General features: G+C 65.4%; 26 protein-coding genes. 21 read left to right on the plus strand and 5 right to left on the minus strand.

The window, feature by feature from the left end; translation table 11 throughout:
* Positions 1–104: 104 nt before the first annotated feature.
* The 7 genes from OC450_RS23680 (at position 105) to OC450_RS23710 (ending at position 7,598) form a co-directional block, all read left to right on the plus strand.
* Positions 105–713, plus strand: coding sequence for a TetR/AcrR family transcriptional regulator (locus OC450_RS23680; protein ID WP_315986397.1), 609 nt, complete (start codon positions 105–107; stop codon positions 711–713).
* Positions 714–758: 45 nt separating this feature from the next.
* Positions 759–1,208: a MarR family winged helix-turn-helix transcriptional regulator gene (locus tag OC450_RS23685; protein ID WP_262048779.1), complete on the plus strand. Its 450-nt coding sequence runs from the start codon at positions 759–761 to the stop codon at positions 1,206–1,208.
* Positions 1,205–1,975, plus strand: a complete 771-nt coding sequence (locus OC450_RS23690; RefSeq protein WP_211381083.1) for an enoyl-CoA hydratase — start codon at positions 1,205–1,207, stop codon at positions 1,973–1,975. Before OC450_RS23685 ends, OC450_RS23690 begins: the two co-directional genes overlap by 4 nt.
* Positions 1,976–2,096: 121 nt before the next feature.
* The gene (locus OC450_RS23695) at positions 2,097–4,178 is read left to right on the plus strand and encodes a methyl-accepting chemotaxis protein (RefSeq protein ID WP_262048780.1); all 2,082 of its coding nucleotides are present in this window, start codon (positions 2,097–2,099) and stop codon (positions 4,176–4,178) included.
* Positions 4,179–4,303: 125 nt separating this feature from the next.
* Positions 4,304–5,245 (plus strand): dihydrodipicolinate synthase family protein, encoded by a 942-nt coding sequence (locus OC450_RS23700; protein WP_262048781.1) that lies wholly within the window; start codon positions 4,304–4,306, stop codon positions 5,243–5,245.
* A gap of 281 nt (positions 5,246–5,526) precedes the next feature.
* Positions 5,527–6,927 carry a selenium-binding family protein gene (locus OC450_RS23705; protein ID WP_262048782.1) on the plus strand — a complete coding sequence of 467 codons (1,401 nt, stop codon included), beginning with the start codon at positions 5,527–5,529 and terminating at the stop codon, positions 6,925–6,927.
* 77 nt (positions 6,928–7,004) lie between these two features.
* Positions 7,005–7,598, plus strand: a complete 594-nt coding sequence (locus tag OC450_RS23710) for a hypothetical protein (RefSeq protein ID WP_249128846.1) — start codon at positions 7,005–7,007, stop codon at positions 7,596–7,598.
* A 3-nt stretch (positions 7,599–7,601) separates the two neighbouring features.
* On the opposite strand, the gene OC450_RS23715 is transcribed toward OC450_RS23710, so the two are convergent.
* From OC450_RS23715 to OC450_RS23725, 3 genes are read right to left on the minus strand one after another with little or no spacing between them, the layout of a single operon-like run.
* The gene (locus tag OC450_RS23715; RefSeq protein WP_256807347.1) at positions 7,602–8,300 is read right to left on the minus strand and encodes a DUF1045 domain-containing protein; all 699 of its coding nucleotides are present in this window, start codon (positions 8,298–8,300) and stop codon (positions 7,602–7,604) included.
* Positions 8,301–8,318: 18 nt separating this feature from the next.
* Positions 8,319–9,512: an alpha-D-ribose 1-methylphosphonate 5-triphosphate diphosphatase gene (locus OC450_RS23720; protein WP_211381089.1), complete on the minus strand. Its 1,194-nt coding sequence runs from the start codon at positions 9,510–9,512 to the stop codon at positions 8,319–8,321.
* Entirely contained in the window at positions 9,509–10,171 is a 663-nt protein-coding gene (locus OC450_RS23725) for a chloramphenicol acetyltransferase (RefSeq protein ID WP_262048783.1), read from the minus strand. Before OC450_RS23725 ends, OC450_RS23720 begins: the two co-directional genes overlap by 4 nt.
* Positions 10,172–10,344: 173 nt before the next feature.
* Here OC450_RS23725 and phnC point away from each other — a divergent pair, with 173 nt between their 5' ends.
* The 4 genes from phnC (at position 10,345) to phnE (OC450_RS23745) (ending at position 13,949) form a co-directional block, all read left to right on the plus strand.
* The gene (phnC, locus tag OC450_RS23730) at positions 10,345–11,154 is read left to right on the plus strand and encodes a phosphonate ABC transporter ATP-binding protein (RefSeq protein ID WP_211381091.1); all 810 of its coding nucleotides are present in this window, start codon (positions 10,345–10,347) and stop codon (positions 11,152–11,154) included.
* 65 nt (positions 11,155–11,219) lie between these two features.
* Positions 11,220–12,149 carry a phosphonate ABC transporter substrate-binding protein gene (gene phnD, locus OC450_RS23735; protein WP_211381092.1) on the plus strand — a complete coding sequence of 310 codons (930 nt, stop codon included), beginning with the start codon at positions 11,220–11,222 and terminating at the stop codon, positions 12,147–12,149.
* A gap of 70 nt (positions 12,150–12,219) precedes the next feature.
* Positions 12,220–13,104: a phosphonate ABC transporter, permease protein PhnE gene (phnE, locus tag OC450_RS23740; RefSeq protein ID WP_262048784.1), complete on the plus strand. Its 885-nt coding sequence runs from the start codon at positions 12,220–12,222 to the stop codon at positions 13,102–13,104.
* Between the two features lie 29 nt (positions 13,105–13,133).
* Positions 13,134–13,949: a phosphonate ABC transporter, permease protein PhnE gene (gene phnE / locus OC450_RS23745; RefSeq protein WP_306235671.1), complete on the plus strand. Its 816-nt coding sequence runs from the start codon at positions 13,134–13,136 to the stop codon at positions 13,947–13,949.
* A 58-nt stretch (positions 13,950–14,007) separates the two neighbouring features.
* Here phnE (OC450_RS23745) and phnF read toward each other — a convergent pair whose 3' ends face one another.
* Entirely contained in the window at positions 14,008–14,736 is a 729-nt protein-coding gene (phnF, locus tag OC450_RS23750) for a phosphonate metabolism transcriptional regulator PhnF (RefSeq protein ID WP_211381095.1), read from the minus strand.
* A 119-nt stretch (positions 14,737–14,855) separates the two neighbouring features.
* Here phnF and phnG point away from each other — a divergent pair, with 119 nt between their 5' ends.
* Genes phnG through OC450_RS23795 form a run of 9 tightly spaced genes read left to right on the plus strand, consistent with a single transcriptional unit; the run spans position 14,856 to position 21,856 of the window.
* Positions 14,856–15,320 carry a phosphonate C-P lyase system protein PhnG gene (gene phnG / locus OC450_RS23755; RefSeq protein ID WP_262048785.1) on the plus strand — a complete coding sequence of 155 codons (465 nt, stop codon included), beginning with the start codon at positions 14,856–14,858 and terminating at the stop codon, positions 15,318–15,320.
* A 4-nt stretch (positions 15,321–15,324) separates the two neighbouring features.
* Positions 15,325–15,933: a phosphonate C-P lyase system protein PhnH gene (phnH, locus tag OC450_RS23760; RefSeq protein WP_262048786.1), complete on the plus strand. Its 609-nt coding sequence runs from the start codon at positions 15,325–15,327 to the stop codon at positions 15,931–15,933.
* 4 nt (positions 15,934–15,937) lie between these two features.
* A complete protein-coding gene (locus OC450_RS23765) occupies positions 15,938–17,053 on the plus strand; it encodes a carbon-phosphorus lyase complex subunit PhnI (RefSeq protein WP_262048787.1) in 1,116 nt (371 codons plus the stop codon).
* A complete protein-coding gene (locus OC450_RS23770) occupies positions 17,050–17,940 on the plus strand; it encodes an alpha-D-ribose 1-methylphosphonate 5-phosphate C-P-lyase PhnJ (protein WP_211381099.1) in 891 nt (296 codons plus the stop codon). Before OC450_RS23765 ends, OC450_RS23770 begins: the two co-directional genes overlap by 4 nt.
* Entirely contained in the window at positions 17,933–18,730 is a 798-nt protein-coding gene (gene phnK, locus OC450_RS23775; protein ID WP_211381100.1) for a phosphonate C-P lyase system protein PhnK, read from the plus strand. The genes OC450_RS23770 and phnK overlap by 8 nt, the downstream gene beginning before the upstream one ends.
* Before the next feature lie 36 nt (positions 18,731–18,766).
* Entirely contained in the window at positions 18,767–19,465 is a 699-nt protein-coding gene (phnL, locus tag OC450_RS23780; protein ID WP_256807340.1) for a phosphonate C-P lyase system protein PhnL, read from the plus strand.
* Positions 19,466–19,476: 11 nt separating this feature from the next.
* Positions 19,477–20,634 carry an alpha-D-ribose 1-methylphosphonate 5-triphosphate diphosphatase gene (locus tag OC450_RS23785; protein WP_211381102.1) on the plus strand — a complete coding sequence of 386 codons (1,158 nt, stop codon included), beginning with the start codon at positions 19,477–19,479 and terminating at the stop codon, positions 20,632–20,634.
* Entirely contained in the window at positions 20,631–21,227 is a 597-nt protein-coding gene (gene phnN, locus OC450_RS23790) for a phosphonate metabolism protein/1,5-bisphosphokinase (PRPP-forming) PhnN (RefSeq protein WP_211381103.1), read from the plus strand. Before OC450_RS23785 ends, phnN begins: the two co-directional genes overlap by 4 nt.
* Before the next feature lie 17 nt (positions 21,228–21,244).
* On the plus strand, positions 21,245–21,856 hold the full coding sequence (locus tag OC450_RS23795; protein WP_211381104.1) for a pyridoxamine 5'-phosphate oxidase family protein: 612 nt from the start codon (positions 21,245–21,247) through the stop codon (positions 21,854–21,856).
* Positions 21,857–21,908: 52 nt separating this feature from the next.
* On the opposite strand, the gene OC450_RS23800 is transcribed toward OC450_RS23795, so the two are convergent.
* Positions 21,909–22,640, minus strand: a complete 732-nt coding sequence (locus OC450_RS23800; protein ID WP_262048788.1) for an SDR family NAD(P)-dependent oxidoreductase — start codon at positions 22,638–22,640, stop codon at positions 21,909–21,911.
* Between the two features lie 386 nt (positions 22,641–23,026).
* Here OC450_RS23800 and OC450_RS23805 point away from each other — a divergent pair, with 386 nt between their 5' ends.
* Positions 23,027–23,260 (plus strand): hypothetical protein, encoded by a 234-nt coding sequence (locus tag OC450_RS23805; protein ID WP_211381106.1) that lies wholly within the window; start codon positions 23,027–23,029, stop codon positions 23,258–23,260.

Here is a 23,260-nt window from a genome sequence, read left to right on the forward strand (position 1 = left end):
CGGAATTGTCAATGGAATGACAGGCATCATTTAAAGACATGGCTCCGGCAAAATCGGAAAGCGCAAGATCTTCGGGCGAAAGCCGCCCGCGCGGACGGCCGCCGGTGCGCTGCGACGAGGAGACGAAGCGGATCGTCCTCGAGGCCGCGCGGCACGCGTTCGCCGTTGAAGGCTATGCGGCGACCAGCACCGAGGATCTGGCGCGCCACGCCGGCATCTCGACCAGGACGCTGTATCGTCTGTTTCCCAGCAAGGCCGCGCTGTTCGAGGCGATGTGCGCCGACCGGCTCGAGCGGCTGCTCTCCGCCGTCGATCTGCAGGCCAACGACGAGGTCGATATCGAAACCGGCTTGCGCGCCGCGTTGCTCGCCTGCGCCGATCTCGCGCTCGATCCGGAGGTCGTGGCGTTGCAGCGCATGGTGCTGCAGGAATCCGCCGCATTCCCCGAGCTTGCCCTGAATTTCTACAAAAACGGCATTTCCCGCACCGTCAGGGCGCTGGCCGGCTGGCTGCGCGTCCAGGTCAAGCGCAAGCGTATCGCCATCGACGATGCGGAGGAGGTGGCCGGCATGCTGATCGGCATGGTCGCATCGGCGCCGCAGCGCGCTGCGATTTACGGCAGCATGCCTCTGCCGTCGCGCCAGCAGATCGAGCGGCGCGTGCGACGCTGCGCGGCGCTGTTCCTGGATGGCTGTCGCGCCGCGCGGGCCTAGCAATGCGCTTTTGACAATCCGATCCGGCTGGGCTATGTATTTCGCATGCGAAATAATGAGGCTGGCGCGAAGCATCATCGGCTGATCTACCTGTTGAGCGTTGCGCAGCGGCGCTTGCAGCGCTGGATGGCGGCGCAGCCCGAGACCGATGTGACACCCGCGCAGGCGGGGCTCTTGTTCATCCTCGGCAAGCAGGACGGCGTCCTGATGGGCGAGGCGGGCGCGGCGCTCGATTTGGGGCCGGCCGGGATTTCCGGCCTCGTCGATCGCACGGCGGCCGCCAGACTGGTAGAGCGGCGCGCGGACCACGAGGACGGACGCGCTTGGCGCATCTGGCTGACGCCGAAAGGCCGCACGGCGCTGGCGCAGGCGAAAGCCGGCGCTGCCGAAGTCAATGCGGCGTTGACGGAAGGATTTACCAGCGCGGAGATCGACATCGTCGTGCGCTGGCTGACGAGCATCCAGGATAAATTCCCAAGAGGAGCAAACGAATGACTGACCAGGTCCGGATCGAGAACAACGGTGGAATCCTCACGCTCACGCTGGCGCGTCCCGACAAGAAGAACGCGCTGACCGATGCGATGTACGGCAAGCTCGCCGACACCATCGAGTCCGCCGAGTCCGACCCGGCGACGCGCGTGATCCTGATCCGCGGCGAGGGCGACATGTTCACCGCCGGCAACGACGTCGGAGAATTCGCCGCCGTCGCCGCGGGCAAGTCCGAAGGTAGCCGCAACGTCGTGCGCTTCATCCAGTCGCTGGCGCGCTGCACCCGGCCGCTGGTCGCCGCCGTGCAAGGCCGCGCCGTCGGCGTCGGCACAACGATGCTCCTGCATTGCGATCTCGTCGTGCTCGCCGACAATGCGCAATTGTCGACGCCCTTCGTCAGCCTGGCGCTGGTGCCGGAGGCCGCTTCCAGCCTGCTGATGCCGGCGCGCATCGGCTACGCGCGCGCCTACGAGATGTTCGCGCTCGGCGAGACGGTGCCGGCCAGATCCGCGCTGGAATGGGGGCTCGCCAACCGCGTGGTGCCGCTGGGCCAGCTCGACGCCGAGGCGCTCGCGCTGGCGCTGCGCCTAGCCCGTCAGCCGGCCGGCGCGCTCATCGCCACAAAGAAGCTGATGCGCAACGGCGAGGCGCTCGTCGCGCAGATGAACGCCGAAGGCGAGCAGTTCGGACAGCGTCTGCGCACCGCCGAGGCGCGCGAGGCCTTCACCGCTTTCGCCGAGCGGCGCCCGCCGGATTTCACCAAACTCGCGTGACATCGGGCGCTGCGTGGAGGGTCTGTCAGGGCTGAAATTCACGGCAATTCGATTAAAAGCTTAACGAAACATTGGCATGTCCCGGGGCAAGGTGGCGCTCGAAAAAGTAGGCCCCCGGCTCATGACAATGTTTAAGAAATCGGTAAGTTCGCTCCTCCTGACCTTGATGGCCCTGCTCGCCGCCGGTGCGCTGATCTCTACGGCGCTCCAGATGGTCGGGGCGTTCGGCCGCTACAGCGACAGTCTCGAAACCGCGCGGCTCGCCGCCGCCGACAAGGCGATCTTCCACGGCGTTCTGTCGCTGCGAAACAATCGCGGCGATGCCCAGAGCGCGATCCTCGGCGACGACGATCCGCGCACCAAACTCGAAGCAGCGGAGAAGGCCGAGCAGGGCGGCTATGACGCCATTGGCGCTGCGCTCGCAACGATCGAGTTCGCCCGCCGTGACGAGCTCGCCCGCACGCTGAAGCAGCGTTGGGGCGAAGCCGCTCCGCAATTCCAGCTGTTCTACGACGAAGCCAAGCGTCCGCGCGCCGAACGCAAGATCGAGCGGACCAACTCCTGGTACGATGCCGTCACCAAGGTGATCGACACGGCCAACCTCGCCTCCACCGCGGTGTCGAACCGTGCCTGGATGAACGACCCCTTCATCGCCCGCATGATCCAGGTCCGGCGCTTTGCCTGGCAGGTGCGCGACCGTTATGGAATCCATTGTTCGTCCCTTCGCTCGAACGTCAACAGCAGCAAGCCGCTCGACGACAACCAGAAACGGTCGCTGGCGCAATGGGACGGCACCATCGCCTCCGGCTGGGCGGGCATGGCCGAATTGCTGGCTGCGCCCGACGTGGCGGCGGAGCTCGTCACCGCAGCGACGGACGCCAAGGCCAAGACCGATGGTGTCATGAAGCAGATCGGCGAGATCACCAAGAATTTCGACGGCAGCGGCAAGCCCGCGCTTCCCGCCTCGGAGTGGAACACGCTGTGCCAGTCGCCGTTCCCGCTCATCGTCGGGGTCGCGAACAAAGCGCTGGATCAGTCGATCGCGCGCGCCGAGACCGTTCAGGCCAAGGCGCTCTCCAATCTCGTCGTGCAGTCGCTCGCGTTCCTGCTCGCATTGGCCGTTACCCTGGCCGGCGTGTTCGTGGTGCGCAATCGCCTCATGCGCCCGGTGCGCGCCATCCTCGACGCCATCGCCAAGATCAGCGCCCGCGACTACGCAACGCCCGTTCCGCAATCCAGATATCCCGACGAGTTCGGCACCATGGCGGCCGCGCTCGAAAGCCTGCGCGAGAGTGCGGCGACCGCGGAACGGCTGGGCCAGGAACGCGAATCGCAGCAGGCGCTCCAGCTCGCCCGCTCCGGCACAGTCGATGCAGCGTGTCGCAGCTTCGACGACACCGTGCAGGCCGTCATCCAGAGCGTCGCTGCGTCGGCCAGGGAACTCGATGCGACCGCGACCGACGTGCGCTCGCTGGTCTCGGAATCGAGCAGCCAGACCGCGGCGGTCTCCTCCTCCGCCGAGCAGGCCACGAACAATCTCGAGACCATCGCGGCCGCGACCGAGGAACTCTCCGCATCCGTCGGCGAGATTTCCGCCCAGGTGCAGGCCAGCGCGCGTGAGGCGCGCGAGGCCGTGGCGCAGGCCGAGCAGACCAACGCGACGGTCGAGATCCTCGACCAGACGGCAAGCCGCATCGGTGAGGTCGTGAAGATGATCAACGCCATCGCCGGTCAGACCAATCTCCTGGCGCTGAACGCGACCATCGAAGCCGCGCGGGCCGGCGAAGCGGGCCGCGGCTTTGCCGTGGTTGCCGGCGAGGTCAAGAACCTCGCCGCCCAGACCGCAACGGCCACGGAAGAGATCTCGCGCCAGGTCGAGGAGATTCAGGGCGCCACGGGCCAGGCCGTCGCTGCCATCCGGTCGATCGGCGGCGCCATCGGCGGGATCGACGAGAAGATGACGGCGATTGCGGCCGCCGTCGAGGAGCAGCGCGCGGCCACCACCGAGATCTCGCGCAACTTCCAGCAGGCCGCGCAGGGAACCCGCGAGGTCACCGACACCATCGGCAGCGTCGCCAGGCTCAACGAGGAGACCGGCAACGCCGGCACGGTGCTGTTCGAGTCCGTGAAGAAGATGTCGGCCGATTCCGATCGCCTCCGCGTCGCGGTCGAAGGCTTCCTCGGCGCGGTGAAAACGGCGTAATTCGATATCTCTGCATCCCAACGGCGTGCGGATCGGCATTGCCGCCGATCCGCGCGCCGGGTACATCTGTCGTGCTGCACGAGCGCAGCAACTGACGTAATAGCCTATCAGGGATGGAGAGTTCGATGCCGGTTACGCCACACCACAAGGCCCAGCGCCCCTATCGCGGCGTGTTCCCGGTCGCGCCCACCATCTTCGACGAGCGCGGCGAGCTCGACCTCGAGGGCCAGCGCCGCTGCATCGATTTCATGATCGATGCCGGCTCAAACGGTCTCTGCATCCTCGCCAATTTCTCCGAGCAGTTCGTGCTCACCGATGCCGAGCGCGAGACCGTGATGCATGCGGTGCTGGAGCATGTCGCAGGCCGGCTTCCCGTGATCGTCACCACCACCCATTTCAGCTCGGCCGTCTGCGCCGCGCGCAGCCAGCAGGCCGAGGCCGCCGGTGCCGCGATGGTGATGGTCATGCCGCCTTATCACGGCGCGACCTTCCGCGTGCCGGAGAAAGGCGTGGTCGAATTCTTCAAGGTGCTCTCGGGCGCGATCAACATTCCGATCATGATCCAGGACGCGCCAGTGGCGGGCACGCCGCTCTCGGTCGAGCTGCTTGCCCGGCTCGCGCGCGACTTCTCCAACATCCGCTATTTCAAGATCGAGGTGCCGGGCGCGGCCGCAAAGCTGCGCAGCCTGATCGAGGCTGGCAGCAAGGACATCGAGGGTCCCTGGGACGGCGAGGAGGCGATCACGCTCTTGGCCGATCTCGATGCCGGCGCCACCGGCGCCATGACCGGCGGCGGCTATCCCGACGGCATCCGTCAGATCATCGATCCCTATTTCGCGGGCAGGCGCGAGGAGGCGAAAGCCGCCTATGAGCGCTGGCTGCCGCTGATCAACTACGAAAACCGCCAATGCGGCCTGATCGCCTGCAAGGCGATGATGCAGGCGGGCGGCGTGATCAAGTCGGATGCGGTGCGCCATCCGCTCCAGCCGCTGCACCCGGCGACGCGGGCAGGGTTGCTGGAGCTCGCGAAGGAGCGCGATGCGCTGGCGCTGCGGTGGGGGAAGTAGTGTTGCACCCATTCGGTTGTCGCTAGGTCTCTCGGCAACACCGCCTTTGCGCGGGCGAAGCCGAGTGTAAGGTGCGCGCTTGGCCTGTTCCCACCGGCTTCCATGTGATTGAAAGCGTCGAATCAGCGCGGTTCGGGCTGTTTCCCGCAGGCCGACGATGACGTATTATACGCCCGCCAACCAGGTCCGCGGAGCTTCCCAAGACGCCGCCTAGCGGCTCCTCAATATGCCGCTATTCCGGGCCAGGTTGGAGCAAGCCGACGAAACAGGGAGGCAGTGCCATGACGATGAGGCCGGATCCCACCTTTCACGCATCGCCCAAGCTGGCGATGGAAGCGCCTGCGGAGAACTTTGCCTACACGTTGCTGCTCAGTCCGGACTTCTCAAAACCCGATGCTCTCGCGGTCATCGACGTCAAGCCGGGATCGCAGACCTACAGCCAAATCGTCCACACGGTGACGATGCCCAACAAGGGCGATGAGTTTCATCACTTTGGCTGGAATGCCTGCTCGTCCGCCTTGTCGCCGCTCGCCGGACATGCCTTCATCGAGCGACGCTATCTCATCATCCCCGGGATACGCTCGTCCCGGATCTACATCATCGATACCAAGCCCGATCCGACCAAAGCCAAAATCCACAAGATCATCGAGCCCGAAGAAGTCTTCAAAAAGACCGGCTATTCGCGGCCGCATACCATCCATTGCGGGCCGGACGGCATCTATGTGAGCACGCTGGGCGGCGGCGGCAAGGACGGCACCAACGGGCCTCCAGGCGTCTTCATCATGGATTGCGAGACGTTCGAGATCCTTGGACGATGGGAGATCGACCGCGGTCTGCAGACGCTGCACTATGATTTCTGGTGGAACCTGCCGCGCGACTACATGGTGACGAGCGAATGGGCGTTGCCGCCGCAGTTTGAGAACGGGATCGTCCCGGAAGACCTGCTGGCGAACAAGTATGGCCATCGTCTCCACTTCTGGGATCTCCGCGCCCGTCGCAACGTGCAGACCATCGACCTTGGCGCCAATCATCAGATGGCGCTGGAAGTACGGCCGGCGCACGATCCGGTTCGCGAATACGGCTTCGTAGGCGTTGTGGTCGACACCACGAATCTCGAAGCATCGATCTGGACCTGGTGGCGCGAAGGCGGAAGTTTCCATGCGGAGAAGACAGCGACGATCCCGCCCGAGCCCGCGCCAAAGGAGAAGCTCCCGCCGCTGCTCCAGGGCTTTGGTGCCGTGCCACCGCTGGTGACCGATATCGACCTGTCGATGGATGACCGGTTTCTCTATGTCTCGTGCTGGGGCACGGGTGAAATGCGCCAGTACGACGTGAGTGATCCGCGAAAGCCGAAGCTTGCGGGCTCGGTTCACATCGGCGGCATCGCGCGCCGCACCCCCCATCCGAACGGCAAGGCATTTGCGGCCGGTCCGCAGATGGTGGAGATTAGCCGCGACGGCAGGCGCGTGTACTGGACCAATTCGCTCTATTCCACCTGGGATGACCAGTTCTATCCCGACGGCGTTCCGGGTGTGGAGGTCATGGCCAATGTCGGTCGCAATGGCGGCCTCGAGCTCGACAAGAACTACTTCGTGAGCTTCCCCGACGGATATCGTGCGCACCAGATCAGGCTGGAAGGCGGCGATTGTTCGACGGACTCCTTTTGCTACCCGTCGGCCTAGATTGGGCACACGCGAGCCTCGGCTGGCTGTGGCTCGCCCTCGTTGCGAGCGGCCTCTATCACGGGGTCAATCCGGGAATGGGCTGGCCGCTCGCCGTTTCGGCCGGGCTCATGGACAGGAGCCCGCGCGCGCTCTTTCGTGCGTTGTGGGCTCTGGCGGCCGGACATCTCCTGGCAACACTTCTCGTGCTGCTGCCATTCGCGTTCCTGCTCGTGCTGGCCAAGTGGCAGCATTCGATCCAGCTCGGCGCGAGCCTTCTCGTCATCGGCTTCGGCGTCTATCGGCTGGTCGAGCGGCGCCATCCGCGCACGCTGGCACGAATTCCGCCAACGCAATTGGCGCTCTGGTCATTTGCCGTTGCCATTGCTCACGGCGCCGCCTTGATGCTCGTGCCGATCTATCTCGGGCTGTGCCAGGCCTTCGAACTCGATGCCGGCCATGAGGCTGCCGGCGCGCTGATGAAGGCAAGTCTCGGGATGGCGGTGCTGGTGTCTTTGGTGCACGTGGCCGCCATGGTCAGCGCCGGCGGATGTCTGGCGTGGCTGGTCTATCGTCATCTGGGATTAAGGTTCGTCTCGCGAAGCTGGTTCAATCTGGATGTCATCTGGGCGACCAGCCTCGTTCTGGTTGGCGTTGTGGCGCTCGTCTTCAATCTCGCGAGCTGGCACTGACGCCTATCGCGTCAAAGCCCACTCGCCGATGATGCGAAACCTCGCCTTGGCATCGTCCTGCCTGAACAGTGCGATGCGATCGATCGCCAGCGTGTCGAGACCGAGCGTCGCAAACCTCGCCCGCAGCATGTCCAGAATCGGCCCGCGCCGCTCCGCGTCCAGCCGCCCCGTCAGCGTCATGTGGAAGCGGAATTCCTCCATCACGTAAGGGTAGCCCCAGCGATCGAGATTGTCGCGCTGCCGTTCGCTGAGCTTCTCGGGCTTGCGCCGCGCGCGGTCCTCACTGGTGAGAGCGACGCGGAAGGAATCGAAATCGCGAACGCAGTCTGCGGCGAGCTCTTGAAGCGCGTCGACCGGCACGGCCGGGATGACGGCGATGAAGCCGCTGATGGAATCGACGACCGGGCGGATCACGGGAATAGGCCGCGCCTTGCCTGCGAACGCGGCACAGGCCGCCATGAGATCGGCCTCGCTCTTGTCGGGCGCGAGCGCCATCGGCGCCTTCAGCGTGCCGTGAAAGCCGTATTTGCGCGGATCGGCGGTGATGTCGCGCCAGTCCGGCGCGAGATGCGATGCGTCGGCGGGAAAAGGCAGCTCGTCGCCGGTGGTGGCGTCATAACCGAGCAGCTCGGCGCCGAAGCGGGAGAGGGCGCTGTCGGCGTCTGCGGCAAAATAGATCGCGTAGCGGGGAAAACCTGTCATTGCCTCAGCATAACGAATTTAGGCCGCGACGACAGCCTCGCGCGGCGTTGCCACTGCTGCGAGCAGCCGCGTCGCATCGGTAAGATGGACGAGCTTGCCGCCTGATATCACCGCGATCAGACGCGGCCGCAGCAGCACGCTGTCGTCGACCAGCAGAATGTCCGCGCGCCGTCCTTCCGCGAGCACACCGCGATCGGCAAGGCCGGTCGCGCGCGCGGGCGCGGCGGAAACCAGGTCCCAGGCTTGCGTCAGCGGCAGCACGCCGTCGGCGGCTAGACGGAACGCGGCGAGCAGCTGCGCGGGATAGTAATAGTCCGACGCCAGCACCGAGCAGAGGCCCTTGCCGATCATGTCGGATGCCTTGGTCCAGCCGGTGTGGCTGCCGCCGCGTACGACGTTCGGCGCCCCGTAGACGATGGCGTCGCCGTGGCTTGCGGCCTCCCGCGCCGTCTCCTCGTTGATCGGAAACTCCGCGATACCCACCCCCATGGCGCGAAATTCCTGCCGCATCGCCGGCGTCGCATCGTCGTGCGAGAGCATGCGTACCTCCGCTGCCCGGGCCGCGGCGGCGAGCCGGGTGATCGAAGCGGGAACGTCGGCGGCGCGCGAAACGATGTGCGCGACCAGGGTGTCGAAATCCTCGCTCGACAATCCCGTGCGCTCCACCATGCGGTTGCGCTTGCGCGGGTTGGAGATGTCGGCAACGACCCCGTCCATGTGGTCGTTGAAGGCGAACAGGTCGACGCGGCCCTCGGCGAGCCACTGGCTGATCTCGGCTTCGGCCTCGAGATTGTAGGTCTCGTGCCGCAGGTGGAAGCGGGTGTCGGCAGCGAACTGTGGGCGCTGCCGCTCGATCGCCTCCATCAAGCCACGCGCATTTCCGGCGCTGCGCAGGCCCGGCTCCCACGAACAGGTCGTGGCGTGAAACACCGTGGTGATGCCGTTGCTGATCGCCTGGCGGTCGCTGTCGGCGAGCGCCACGTCGATCGGGAAGTCGACGCCGGCGCGCGGCATCATCTGGCGCTCGAAGGCATCGCCGTGCAGATCGACGATGCCCGGCAGCACCAGCAGGTTGCCCGCATCGAGCGCCAGCCGTGCACGGTCGCGCGAGGCATCGACCTGCGCAATGTCCGTTCCGGACACGAGAATCGAAGTCTCGACGAGTTCGGAGCCGATCAGGGCGCGGCCGCCTTCGAGAAAGATGTCTGTCACGCGACCGCGCTTCGCTTGCCGCTGCGGGAGGAGCTTGCCCGTGCTTCGTATGTCGAAAGAAAATCTTCAATCCCGAGCTTGCGGAAATCGGGCAGTGCTTCACGCAATTTGTCGTGATCCCAATCCCACCAGGAGAGCCTGGCAAGCCGCCCTGCGACCTCTTCCGAAAATCGACGCCGCATGATGCGGGCCGGATTGCCGGCGACGATGGCGTAGGCCGGCACGTCCTTGGTGACGATGGCGCCGGCGGCGATCACCGCGCCGGTGCCGATGTTGCGGCCCGGCAGCACGATGGCGCCGTGGCCGATCCAGACGTCATGGCCGATATGGACGTGGTGCTGCCGCCGCCAGCCGAAGAACTCGGTGTCGTCACTCTCGCCGGGGAAGTAGGCGCTGGAGCGATAGGTGAAATGCGCCTGGGTCGCGCGATGCATCGGATGATTGCCGGGGTTGATGCGCGTCATCGCCGCGATCGAGCAGAATTTTCCGATGGTGGCGTAGGTGATCTGCGCGTCGTTTACGACATAGGAATAGTCGCCCATCGTGACTTCATTGAGGATCGTGCGTGCGCCGACTTCGGTATAGGTGCCGAGCCTGGTCTCATGGAGCTTCGCCGTGGAATCGATGGTCGGTTCGACCGAGAGCGCCTTACCGGCCATATGGCATCCGAAAGATCGAGGGCGGGCGTACCTCTTCGAGCGGCTTGATGACAACGTCATGACGATGTGATGACAGGGGAAAGTGTGCATGATCGTCGCACCGCAGCGCGCGTGTCACACAAGTGTCAAGCACCAGCGATAGCGGTTGGTCCCAGCATACTCTGGAGCCCTGCATGCTGGTGGTGGAAGGTCTGACGTGTCGCTTCGGCGTGAAAGCCGCGGTGGACGACGCTTCATTTCAAGTTTCCCCCGGCGGCTTCGTCGGTGTGATCGGGCGCTCCGGCGCTGGCAAGTCGACCATGCTGCGCATGATCAATCGCCTCGCGACGCCGACGCAGGGCCGCATCCTGTTCGACGGCCTCGACGTCACCGCGCTGCGCGGCAAGGAGTTGCGGCAGTGGCGGGCGCGCTCGGCGATGATCTTCCAGCAGTTCAACCTGGTCGGGCGGCTCGATGTTCTCACCAACGTCCTGATGGGGCGCCTCGCGACGATGCCGGCCTGGCGCTCGCTGACGCAGACCTGGCCCGAGACTGACAAGGCGCTGGCGATGTCGGCGCTCGAACAGTTCGACATCGCCTCGCTCGCCGCCCAGCGCGCCGACCAGCTTTCCGGTGGCCAGCAGCAGCGCGTCGCGATCGCCCGCGCGCTGGTGCAGCAACCCGACATCATCCTCGCCGACGAGCCGATCGCCTCGCTCGACCCGCGCAACACCAAGATCGTCATGGATGCGCTGCTGCGCATCAACAAGCACTTCGGCATCACCGTGCTCTGCAACCTGCATTCGCTCGACCTGGCGCGCAGCTATTGCGACCGCCTGATCGGCATGGCGCAGGGCCGCGTGGTGTTCGACGGCGCGCCGGCCGAGCTGACCGACCATGTCGCGCGCGAGCTTTACGATCTCGAAGCCACGGACGTCATGGGCGGCACGCCTGTACCGGCGCCCGAGGGCATTCCAGCGCTTGGAACGGCGGCCGCCGCCTGAGCGGCGCCTCATCTGCTTAGTTGCCAGTTTTGCGTCAACCGACCCCAACCGATGGAGAGGGTACCATGATCACTCGCAGACTAGTTCTCGCCGGCACTGCCGCGCTCGCCTTTGCCGGATCTGCTTCCGCCGAAGACTGGAAGACGAAATATCCGGAGATCACCTTCGCCGTGATCCCGGCCGAGAACGGCTCCGGCGTCACCGAGCGCTACGGGCCTTTCGTCAACTATCTGTCGAAGGAGCTCGGCATCAAGGTGACCCTGCGTGTCGCCAACGACTACGCGGCCGTCATCGAAGGCCAGCGTGCCGGCAACATCCATATCGGCTATTACGGCCCTGCCTCGTTCGCGCGCGCCCGCCTGACCGGCGTCAAGACCGACGCCTTCGTGATCGACGTCAACGCCGACGGCTCGAAGGGCTACTACTCGGTGTTCTACGTGCTGGCGAAGTCGCCGTACCAGAAGGTCGAAGAGCTCAAGGGCAAGAATCTCGGCCTGGTCGATCCGAACTCGACCTCAGGCAACAACATGCCGCGTTTCAAGCTGAACCAGATGGGCATCGATCCCGACGCCTATTTCTCCAAGGTCATCTTCACCGGCAGCCATGAGAACGCCGTGCTGGCCCTGGCTCAGGGCACGGTCGACGTCGCCGCCAACTGGTGGAATGCCGACGACGATTCCAACCTGACCCGCATGCTCAACAAAGGCATGGTGAAGTCGGCTGACGGCACCGTGATGAAGAAGGAAGACTTCCGCATCATCGTGAAGTCCGACCTCATCATCAACTCGCCCTACGCCTATCTCAGCGACCTCCCGGACGACATGAAGGCGGCGATCAAGAAGGCCTTCCTTGAGGCGGCGCAGAAGGATCCCGAGGCGTTCAAGAAGCTCTCCGACGGCAAGAACAAGCCGTGGGAGCCGACCGTCAATGACGATTACAACAAGACCATCGAGCTGATCAAGTTCGTCGACAATCTGCGCAAGAAGGCGTCCTGATCACGTCAGGACGATGCACTGGAGCCGGGTCGATGGACCCGGCTCTTTTTCTTGATGGACCGCCCGACACATGACGCTCGCCGTTTCGATTCTCCCCGAACAGCAGCTCGCGGTGCTGAATGTGGCCTACCGCAAGGCGGTTGCCCGCAAGCGCCTGCGGCTTATGGCAGGTGCAGGGCTGTTTGTTGCTGCGCTGATCGTGGCCTCGATCGGCGCCGAAGTTAACCTGCGCACCTTCTTCACCTATTTCGGCAATTTCATCAGCTATTTCGACCGTATTCTCACGCTCGACAACGGCCAGCGGGTCTGGACCAATTTTGGCGAGTGGTTCTGGGGGTGGCGCAATTGGCTGAAGCTGCTCGCCGAGACCCTGCTGATCAGCTATGTCGGCACGCTGATCGGAGCGGTGTTCGCGTTCGCGCTCAATTTCTTCGCGGCCGAGAATACTTCGCCGGGACCCTGGCTGCGCTTCGTGGTGCGGCGGCTGCTCGAGTTCGCCCGTACCGTGCCGGGCATCGTATTCGCGCTGATCTTCGTGATCGCCTTTGGTCTCGGCCCGATGGCTGGCGTGCTCGCGATTGCGATCCACTCCACAGGCGCGCTCGGAAAGCTGTTTTCCGAGATCGTCGAGAATGCCGACATGAAGCCGGTCGAAGGCATCCGATCGACTGGCGCGAGCTGGCTGTCCTGCATGCGCTTTGCGATCCTGCCCCAGGTCTCGGCCGGCTACGCGAGCTACGCGCTGTTGCGTTTCGAGATCAATGTGCGCGAGGCCTCGGTGATGGGTTTCGTCGGTGCCGGCGGCATCGGACAGGAGCTCATCGTCGCGATCCGCAAGTTCTACTACTCCGATGTCAGTGCCATTCTCGTGACGATCATCGTCACGGTCTTCCTGATCGACATCACGACCGGCTGGGTGCGCGGCCGACTGTTCGGCAAGGAGGCGCGGACGTGAGCAAGCGGCCCGAAGTCGATGCCGCGCAGATGCGCGCGCGCTATCCCGATGTGTTCGGGCGGCCGGCCGCGGCGCGGCTCGCGACGCCGACGATGATCGTCGCGGCGTTCGCGATTTTCGTCTATGGCCTCGTCGACCTCGATTTCTCTCCGTCGCGGCTCTTCAACGGCCTCAGCCAGCTCGGCTGGATCAGCATGATGATGATCCCGCCCGATCCCGGCTCGTCGCTGCCGCTATATCTGAAGGCGATGGGCGAGACGCTCTCGATTGCGCTGCTCGGCACCACGCTGGCTGCGCTGTTCGCGCTTCCGGTCAGCCTGTTTGCCGCGCGCAACGTGGTTCCGTCGAAAATCCTGCGCTTTCCGATCCGCCGTTTCCTCGATTCGATCCGCGGCGTCGACACGCTGATCTGGGCGCTGGTGTGGATCAACGTCGTCGGGCTCGGCCCGTTCGCCGGCGTGCTCGCCATCGCCGTGTCGGATTTCGGCGCCTTCGGCAAGCTGTTCTCCGAGGCGATCGAGGGCGCTGACCAGAAGCAGGTCGAAGGCATCCGCGCCTCCGGCGGCAGCGCGCTGCACGAGATCCGCTTCGGGCTGCTGCCGCAGGTCCTGCCCGTGATCGCCGGCCAGGTGCTCTATTTCATCGAATCCAACACGCGCTCGGCCACCATCATCGGCATCGTCGGCGCCGGCGGCATCGGCCTCCAGCTCGCCGAACAGATTCGCGTGCTGGAGTGGCAGAAGGTGTCGTTCCTGATCCTGATGATCCTTGTCGCAGTCGCCGCGATCGATTTCATCTCGAGCAAGCTGCGTTTTGCCATCATCGGGCGGCGGGCGGTGGCCTGATCATCAATGCGCCTTTGCCCGCCCTACGATTCCGGTTTCGCGGAGAGAGGGGAAGAGCCTACGACTCCACCAGAAACTCCACCCGCTCCGCCGCAAACCGCGAATGCTTCGTCACCAGCGGCTTGTCGTCGAGATCGTGGTCGGTCGCGTCGACCACCAGGATCGGCCGTCCGAGCGGCAGATCAAGCCGTGCGGCGTCCGTCGCATCGACGATGCCGGCGGTGATGCGGGTCGCGCCGCGGCGGTAGTCGCGGACGCCGTAATGCTCGAGCAGCTTGGTCATGGAGCGCGTCGCCGCGAATACGACTCCCGCATTCGGGAACAGCTCGGCCGACAGCCACGTCGTGGAGACACAGATCGGCGTCCGGTCGGCGAGGCGGATCGCCTCGATCCGCACCAGCGGCGCACCGACTTTCAAGCCAAGCTCACGCGCGACCTCGCGGGTTGCGACATCATCGGACGCTTCGATCAGGCGGCCGTGCGGTTCGCGGCCCTCGGCGCCGACGATCTCGGAGAAGCGGGTCCGCGAGCGCAGCGGATAGGCGAGCTTCTGCGCCTCGACATAGGTTCCGCTGCCGCGCTCGGCGCGCACGATGCCGCGTTCGGCAAGCGCCGCCAGCGCCCGCCGCACGGTGTGGCGGTTCACGCGATAGGTTTCGGCAATCTCCATCTCGCCCGGCAGCTTGTCGCCGGTCGCAAAGCGGCCGTCGGCGATGCCGCGCTCGATGCCGTCGGCAACGAGGCGCCACAGCGCGACGCCCGAAGAGGCTGTGTCCTGCATGCTCATATTGCCGGCAAGCTACTCCAGAAATCACATCTTTGTCACGAAACAGTCATGGCGCTCTCGTATCAAGTTGTCTAGTATCATAGACAACTTGGATTCGGCAAGTTCTGCAGAAACATTCGGTGGATTTGGTGACCCAGCACAACAATCAGCAAGCCCAGCGCAAGGCCGCGATGGCCGTGCTGGCGCACGCGGAGGCGGGCGAGATCGCCGCCCGCCTCCGCGCTCTCGCCCTGCCGGCCCATCAGGATCTGCGCGCACCGGAAAACGGCCTCGTCATGCTGCGCGGCCGGGTCGGCGGCGACGGCGCGCCGTTCAATCTCGGCGAAGCCACGGTCTCGCGCGCCGCGGTGCGGCTCGCGAGCGGCGAGGTCGGCTTCGGTTACACGCTCGGGCGCGACGGCGATAAGGCGCGGCTGATCGCGCTGTGCGATGCGCTGGTGCAGTCCAGCGATTTCGGCGCAGCGGTGGAGCGCGAAATTATCGCGCCGTTGCGTGAGCAGCTTATGGTCAGGCGCAGACAGGCGGCGGCCGAGACCGCTGCGACGAAGGTTGATTTCTACACCATGGTGCGCGGTGAGGGGTGAGATCATGACCACGATTGCGGAACTGCCCCCGGGTTTCGCCGACAAGGTGCTGTCGGCGCAATCGACCTTTCGTTCGGTCATGGACGCGATGGCGCGGCCGGGCTCGGTCCAGCGCATCGTGCCGACGGCCGGAACGGCTCATACGATGATGCGCGGCACGGCCGCGATCGCGCTGACGCTGTTCGACCATGACACGCCGCTCTGGCTCGACGCGCGGATGACGGAAGCTTCCGATGTCGTGAAATGGTTGAAGTTTCATACCGGCGCGCCGGTGGTGCAGGATTCCTCGATCGCCGCATTCGCGCTGATCAGTGACGGCGGGTCGCTGCCGGCGCTGGAGCGCTTCGCGCTCGGCACGAACGAATATCCCGACCGCTCGACCACGCTGATCCTCCAGGTCGATAGCCTCGACGCGGGCCGCGGTTTCGAGCTGCGCGGCCCGGGCATCGATGGTGTCGCCACGCTTCATGCGTCGATCAAGCCTTTCGACCTGTTCGAGCGCTTGCGTGTGAACGAGGCACTGTTTCCGCGCGGCATCGATCTGGTGCTGGTCGCCGATGACGCCGTGGTTGCGATCCCGCGCACCACGCGCGTCGTGAACAAGGGAAGCTAGTCGCATGTATGTCGCAGTCAAAGGCGGCGAACGCGCCATCGAGAATGCCCATCGCCTGCTCGCCAACGCGCGTCGAGGCGACCAGGGGGTTCCGGAACTTACGCTCGACCAGATCTCGGAACAGCTCGGCCTCGCCGTGGATCGCGTCATGAGCGAAGGCTCGCTCTATGATCGCGAGCTCGCGGCGCTGGCGATCAAGCAGGCGCGCGGCGACCTGATCGAGGCGATCTTCCTGGTCCGTGCCTTCCGCGCCACGCTGCCGCGTTTCGGCGCGAGCGAGCCGGTCGATAGCAGCGCGATGCGGGTGCAGCGGCGGGTGTCCTCGACCTTCAAGGACATTCCCGGCGGCCAGATCCTCGGGCCAACCTTCGACTACACCCATCGCCTGCTCGATCCGTCTCTTGCCGAGGGCTTTGTACCGGAAACACCGGCAACGGCCGAAGCATCCACGGCGCCGACGCCGCGCGTGACCGACATTCTGGGCCGCGACGGGCTGATCGAATCCTCGCCGCAAGCCGAGGACGGTGCGGGCGTCGGCGATCTCACCCGCGAGCCGCTGAACTTTCCGGCGGATCGCGACCTGCGTCTGCAAAACCTCGCGCGCGGCGACGAAGGCTTTCTGCTGGCGATGGGCTATTCCACCCAGCGCGGCTATGGCCGCAACCATCCCTTCGCCGGCGAGATACGCTTCGGCGAGGTCGAGGTCGAATTCGCAGCTGAGGACGTCGGCTTCGCCGTGCCGCTCGGCTCCATCGAGCTCACCGAGTGCCAGATGGTCAACCAGTTCAAGGGCTCCGCGACGGAAGCCCCGTGCTTCACCCGCGGCTATGGCCTCGCCTTCGGCCAGAGCGAGCGCAAGACGATGTCGATGGCGCTGGTCGACCGCGCGCTGCGCGCCCGCGAACTGGGCGAGGAGGCATTGGCACCGGCGCAAGATGAAGAATTCGTGATGTCGCATTCGGACAACGTCCAGGCGACCGGCTTCGTCGAGCATCTGAAGCTGCCGCACTACGTCGACTTCCAGTCCGAGCTCGGCCTGCTCCGCAAGCTGCGCCAAGAATTTTCTGAAGCGTTTGCGAAGGCCAATGCGCCCGATGCCATGAAGGAGGCCGCGGAATGAACGCGCCCGCCTACAATTTCGCCTATCTCGACGAACAGACCAAGCGGATGATCCGCCGCGCGATCCTCAAGGCGATCGCGATCCCGGGCTATCAGGTGCCGTTCGCCAGCCGCGAAATGCCGATGCCCTATGGCTGGGGCACCGGCGGCGTGCAGGTCACCGCGGCGATCCTCGGGCCCCAGGACGTGCTGAAGGTGATCGACCAGGGCTCCGACGACACCACCAACGCGATCTCGATCCGAAAATTCTTCGCCAAGACGGCCGGCGTCGCGACGACGACGGCAACGATTGATGCGACCGTGATCCAGACTCGTCACCGCATCCCGGAGACGGCGCTGCACGAGAATCAGGTGCTGGTCTACCAGGTGCCGATCCCCGAGCCCTTGCGCTTCCTCGAGCCGCGCGAGACCGAGACGCGGCGCATGCACGCGCTGGCCGAATACGGCCTGATGCACGTCAAGCTCTACGAGGACATCGCCCGCTTCGGCCACATCGCGACGGCCTACGCCTATCCGGTGAAGGTGAACGCGCGCTACGTGATGGATCCGTCGCCGACGCCGAAATTCGACAATCCCAAGATGGACAATTGCCCGGCGCTGCAATTGTTCGGCGCCGGCCGCGAGAAGCGCATCTACGCCATTCCGCCCTATACGCAGGTCGTGTCGCTCGATTTCGAGGATCACCCGTTCGAGCCGTATCGCTTCAACGCGCCCTGCGCGCTGTGCGGCACCGAGAATTCCTATCTCGATGAGATCGTGACCGACGACCAGGGCAGCCGCATGTTCGTCTGCTCGGACACTGATTATTGCGAGGGCCGCCAGGCCGTCGGCCATCACGGCAGCCTCAGCGCCGCGCCGTACAAGGACAAGGCTGGCCCACATGGCTGATCTCGACGTGCTCGAAAACGACCAGCCGCTGCTGGTCGCCGAATCCCTCAGCAAGTCCTATGGCCGCATCGCCGCGTGCCGCGACGTCTCGTTCGCGCTCTATCCCGGCGAGGTGCTGGCGATCGTCGGCGAGTCCGGCTCGGGCAAGTCGACCTTGCTGCAGATGTTGTCAGGACAGCTCACGCCGAGCGCCGGCCAGGTCTCGTACCGGATGCGCGACGGCGTCACCCGCGATCTCACGAGCCTCGGCGAAGCCGAGCGGCGCTTTCTGTTCCGCACCGACTGGGGCTTTGTCCACCAGGATCCGGCGCAGGGCCTGCGCATGGCGGTTTCGGCCGGCGCCAATGTCGGCGAGCGGCTGATGGCGGTCGGCTGGAATCACTACGGCCGCATCCGCGATACCGCCTCCGACTGGCTGAGCCGCGTCGAGATCGACATCACCCGCATCGACGATGCGCCGCGCACCTATTCCGGTGGCATGCGCCAGCGTCTCCAGATCGCGCGCAACCTCGTCACCGAGCCCCGGCTGGTGTTCATGGACGAGCCGACCGGCGGCCTCGACGTCTCGGTGCAGGCCCGCCTGCTCGACCTCGTGCGCAGCCTCGTTGCCGAGTTGCACCTCGCCGTCATCATCGTCACCCACGATCTTGCGGTCGCGCGCCTGCTGTCGCACCGCGTGATGGTGATGAAGGGCGGCCGCGTCATCGAGACCGGTCTCACCGACCAGGTGCTCGACGATCCCCGCGAGCCCTATACCCAACTCCTCGTCTCCTCGATTCTGCCGCCATGAGCCTTCCAGTATGAGCCTCCCAATATGAGCCCTGCAATGACCGCCATGATCGACGTCGCCGACGCCAACAAGACGTTCACGATGCACCTGCAGGGCGGCATCGAATTGCCCGTCGTCAGCGGCGTGACGTTTCGCGTCGACCCTGGCGAGTGCGTCGTGCTGTCGGGCCCGTCCGGCGCCGGCAAATCGTCGATCCTGAAGATGATCTTCGGCAACTATCGCTGCGACTCCGGGCGGATCGGCATCCGCCATCGCGGCGCGCTGATCGATCTTGCCACCGCCGAGCCGCGACAGATCCTCAACGTCCGCCGCGCCACCATCGGCTATGTCAGCCAGTTCCTGCGCGCGGTGCCGCGGGTCGCGACCATCGACGTCGTCGCCGAGCCGCTGATCGCAGGCGGCCTTGCACGTGCGGAGGCGCAAGTCCGCGCCGGCGAATTGCTGCATCGTCTCAACATCCCCGAGCGGCTCTGGCAGCTCCCGCCCGCGACCTTCTCCGGCGGCGAGCAGCAGCGCGTCAACATCGCGCGCGGCTTCATCTCGGAGCTGCCGATCCTTCTACTGGACGAGCCCACCGCTTCGCTGGATGCCGCCAACCGTGCCGTCGTCGTCGAACTGATCGCCGGAAAGAAGCGCCAGGGCGTCGCCATGGTCGCCATTGTCCACGACGACGAAATCCGTCATCTGATTGCCGACCGCATCGTCGACGTCACCAGCTTCGCCGCTGCGGCCTGAAGGGAATGGACATGAACGCCAAGCCGAAGGACACATTGATCGCCAACGCCAGGATCGTGCTGGCCGACCGGGTGATCGAGCAGGGCTGGCTCGCTCTGGCCGACGGACGCATCGCCGAGATCGGCGAGGGCAGGGCGCCTTCGGGCGCTGATGATGCCGGCGGCGACCTGATCATGCCCGGCCTGATCGAGCTCCACACCGACCATCTCGAAGCGCACTACGTGCCGCGGCCAAAAGTGTTCTGGAATCCGGTCGCCGCCGTCGTCTCCTATGACGGCCAGCTCGCCACCTCGGGCATTACCACCGTGTTCGACTCGCTGCGGGTCTGGCGCGAGGACGGCGCCGAGGAAGTCGACGGCCGGGCCGGCACGCTCGCCGCCGCGATCACGACCGCGCGCGACGCTGATTTGTTGCGCGCCGATCACTTCTTGCACCTGCGCTGCGAAATCCCGATGCCGAGCGTGGTCGAGGAGGCCAGGGAGCTGATCGACCGCCCCGACGTCCGCTTGATGTCGCTGATGGACCACACCCCCGGCCAGCGCCAGTTCCGCGACGAAGGCAAGCTGCGCGACTATTACCGCGGCAAGAACGGCGGCAAGACCGATGCCCAGCTCGACGAGCTGTTCGCGCGGCGCTTCGAGTACCAGAAGGCCTATGCCGCCACCAACATGCGCCAGATCGTGGCGCTGGCGCATGAGTACAGGATTCCCCTCGCCAGCCACGACGACACCACGGAGGAGAACGTCGCGGACGCCGTACGCGATCGCGTCTCCGTGGCGGAATTCCCGACCACGCTGGAGGCTGCGCGCGGCCTGCACCAGGCCGGCATCGACATCCTGATGGGCGCGCCGAACGTGGTGCGCGGCGGCTCGCACTCCGGCAACATCGCCGCGGTCGATCTCGCCCGCGAAGGCCTGCTCGACATCCTGTCGTCGGACTACATTCCCTCGAGCCTGCTCATGGCCGCGCTGCAATTGCCCGAGCATGTGCCCGCCATCGGCCTTCCGGCGGCGATCCGCACCGTGACGAAGGCACCCGCGGAGGCGGTCGGCCTGTCCGACCGCGGTGAAATCGCCGTCGGCAAGCGCGCCGATCTGATCCGCGTGCATGTCGCAGGTCACGTCCCCGCGGTCCGCAGCGTCTGGCGCGAAGGGAGCCGTGTCGCATGAGCGAGACCGTGACCGCGGCGGACGAGAGGATCGGCGCGATCGGGCCCGGGCGGCTCGTGCTCGTGGTCGGTCCCAGCGGCGCGGGCAAGGATACGCTGATGCGCCTTGCGCAGGCGGCCTGCGTCGACGATCACGATATCGTCTTTCCGCGCCGCGTCGTGACGCGCGAGCCATCCGCCGACGAGGACAATATCGCGCTGAGCCAGGAGGAATTCGGCCGCGCGCGTGAGCATGGCGATTTCGCCGTCAATTGGCAGGCGCACGGGCATTCCTATGCCCTGCCGCTCGAAATCAACGACGATATCCGGGCGGGCCGCGCCGTCGTCGCCAATGTTTCACGCACGGTGATCGGCGCGTTGCGCCAAGCTTACGCCCATGTCGTGGTGGTCGCGATCACGGCGCCGCCGGACGTGCTGGCGCAGCGGCTTGCCGCCCGGGCGCGGCACAGCGACGGCAACATCGCGGACCGTCTCGGCCGCAGCGTTGACGACGCATCGGCCGGTGCCGATGTCACCATCCTCAATGCGGGTAGTGCGGAGTATCACGGCCGCCAGCTCGTGCGCGTGATCAGGAACGAAGGCTGGCACGAATAGCCAACAAGGAGAACGGAATGTCGGTGATTGAAACGGTCGAGCAGCTAGAGGCCATCTACGGCGCCGTTGGTGATGCCTCGACCGTCAAAGTCGCCGACCACGTCACGCCGCTCTACCGCATCTTCATCGAGAAGGCGCCGTTTGCCGCGCTCGCCACCATCGGGCCCGAAGGCATCGACTGCTCGCCGCGCGGCGATGTGCCCGGCTTCGTCCGCATTCATGACCCCAAGACGCTGATGCTGCCGGATCGGCGCGGCAACAATCGTGTCGACTCCCTGCGCAACATCGTGCGCGATCCCAGGGTGTCGCTGATGTTCCTGATCCCCGGCTCGGGCAATGCGGTCCGTGCCAACGGCCGGGCTCATCTGTCGGTCGATCCGGAGCTGCTGGCGTCGTTCAAGGTCGAGGGCAAGGCGCCGCGCAGCGTGATGGTGATGAATGTGGACGAGATCTACTTCCAGTGCGCCCGCGCCATCGTCCGCTCCGACCTCTGGAATCCCGACAAGCGCGTCGATCCCAAGGCGCTGCCGACGCCGGGGCAGATTCTCGCCGAGATGAGCGAGAACCGGGTCGGCGGCGCCGAATACGACCGCATCTGGCCCGAGCGTGCGGCCGCGACGATGTGGTAATCTCTTCTTCCCCTCTCCCACAAGAGGAGAAGGGAGGGCCACGGTCACCCTCCTAGTTGAACGCCATCCCGCCGCTCAGCGCGATGGTCTGTCCGGTCATGTAGGCATTGTCGACCAGCAGCATCACGGCCTTCGCCACTTCATCCGCTGTGCCGAAACGGCCGAGCGGGATGCGGCTGACGAGTTGCGGCTGCCCGCTCATCATGTCGGTCTCGATCAGCGACGGCGCCACCGCGTTGACGGTGATGCCTTCCTTGACCAGCCGCGCCGCGTAGCCGCGCGTCAGCCCCTCCATGCCCGCCTTGGACGCGTTGTAGTGCGGCCCGATCGAGCCGGCGCCGCGCGCAGCGCCGGAGGAGATGTTGACGATGCGGCCCCACTTTTTCGCGCGCATCCCGGGCAGCACCGCCTGCGTGCACAGAAAGACGGATTTCAAATTGACCAGGATCGTCCGGTCGAAATCCTCTTCGGTGAGATCGTCGATGCCGCGCGTGATCGCGATGCCGGCATTGTTGACAAGGATGTCGATGGGCCCAAGTTCGGCCGCGACGCGCTCGACCATCGCGGCCACGGCGTCGCGCTGCGAGACATCGGCTGCAATTGCAACGGCGCGACCACCGCTTTTGCTGATCTCCCCCGCCAGTTGCTTGGCCTGTCCGATCTGCTCGCGGCAATTGATCGCCACGGCAGCGCCTGATGCGGCCAGAGCACGACAGACGGCTGCACCAATCCCGCGCGAGCCGCCGGTGACGAGCGCCGTGCGCCCCTTCAGATCATCCGTCATCTCCGGACCTCCCGAATTGCCTGCTTTGTGGTTGCTGGAAGCGTACGATGCCGGCCGCATGCCCGTGTTGAACTCATCGCGAGATGAATCCGTCTGTCGGTGCTTGCGACGGGAGAAGCGCCCCGGCGCGCCGGTGCCAAATATGGAGTGCCATTTCATTGACCAATCGCGACAATCGCTCGATATTTGCAGCATCGAAACTGCTCATCGAGCATGATGCCGCGATATGGGAACCGATCACCAGCGTAACCTTGACGACATGCATGCGGGCATGACGCGGCGCTGTTTCTCGGCGGCAACGGGCGCCTGTTGTTGTTGCTGATCGCCTTCCAGCAGCAACTCACCCCACTAAAAATCCGACAGGAACGCCGGGCGAACGAGCAGTGATGTCCCAAACCCAATACAAATCCCGATCGAACGCCTACATCATCGAAATCCACGACCGCGCTGCCGGCATCATCACCCGCGATGAGTGCGGCTACCGCTTCTTCTCCTCGGAGCGACTGCTCGACAGCCTCGAAGGACGGCAATTCCGCTCGGCGCGCGAGGCTGAGCGCGCCGTCCGGGCGGTGCTTTCAGAGCGCCGCCATCGCGCGAATTCCCAACTCTTCGCCATCTGA

The organism is Bradyrhizobium sp. Bra78 (assembly GCF_024519855.1).
GTDB classification, from domain to species: domain Bacteria; phylum Pseudomonadota; class Alphaproteobacteria; order Rhizobiales; family Xanthobacteraceae; genus Bradyrhizobium; species Bradyrhizobium japonicum_G.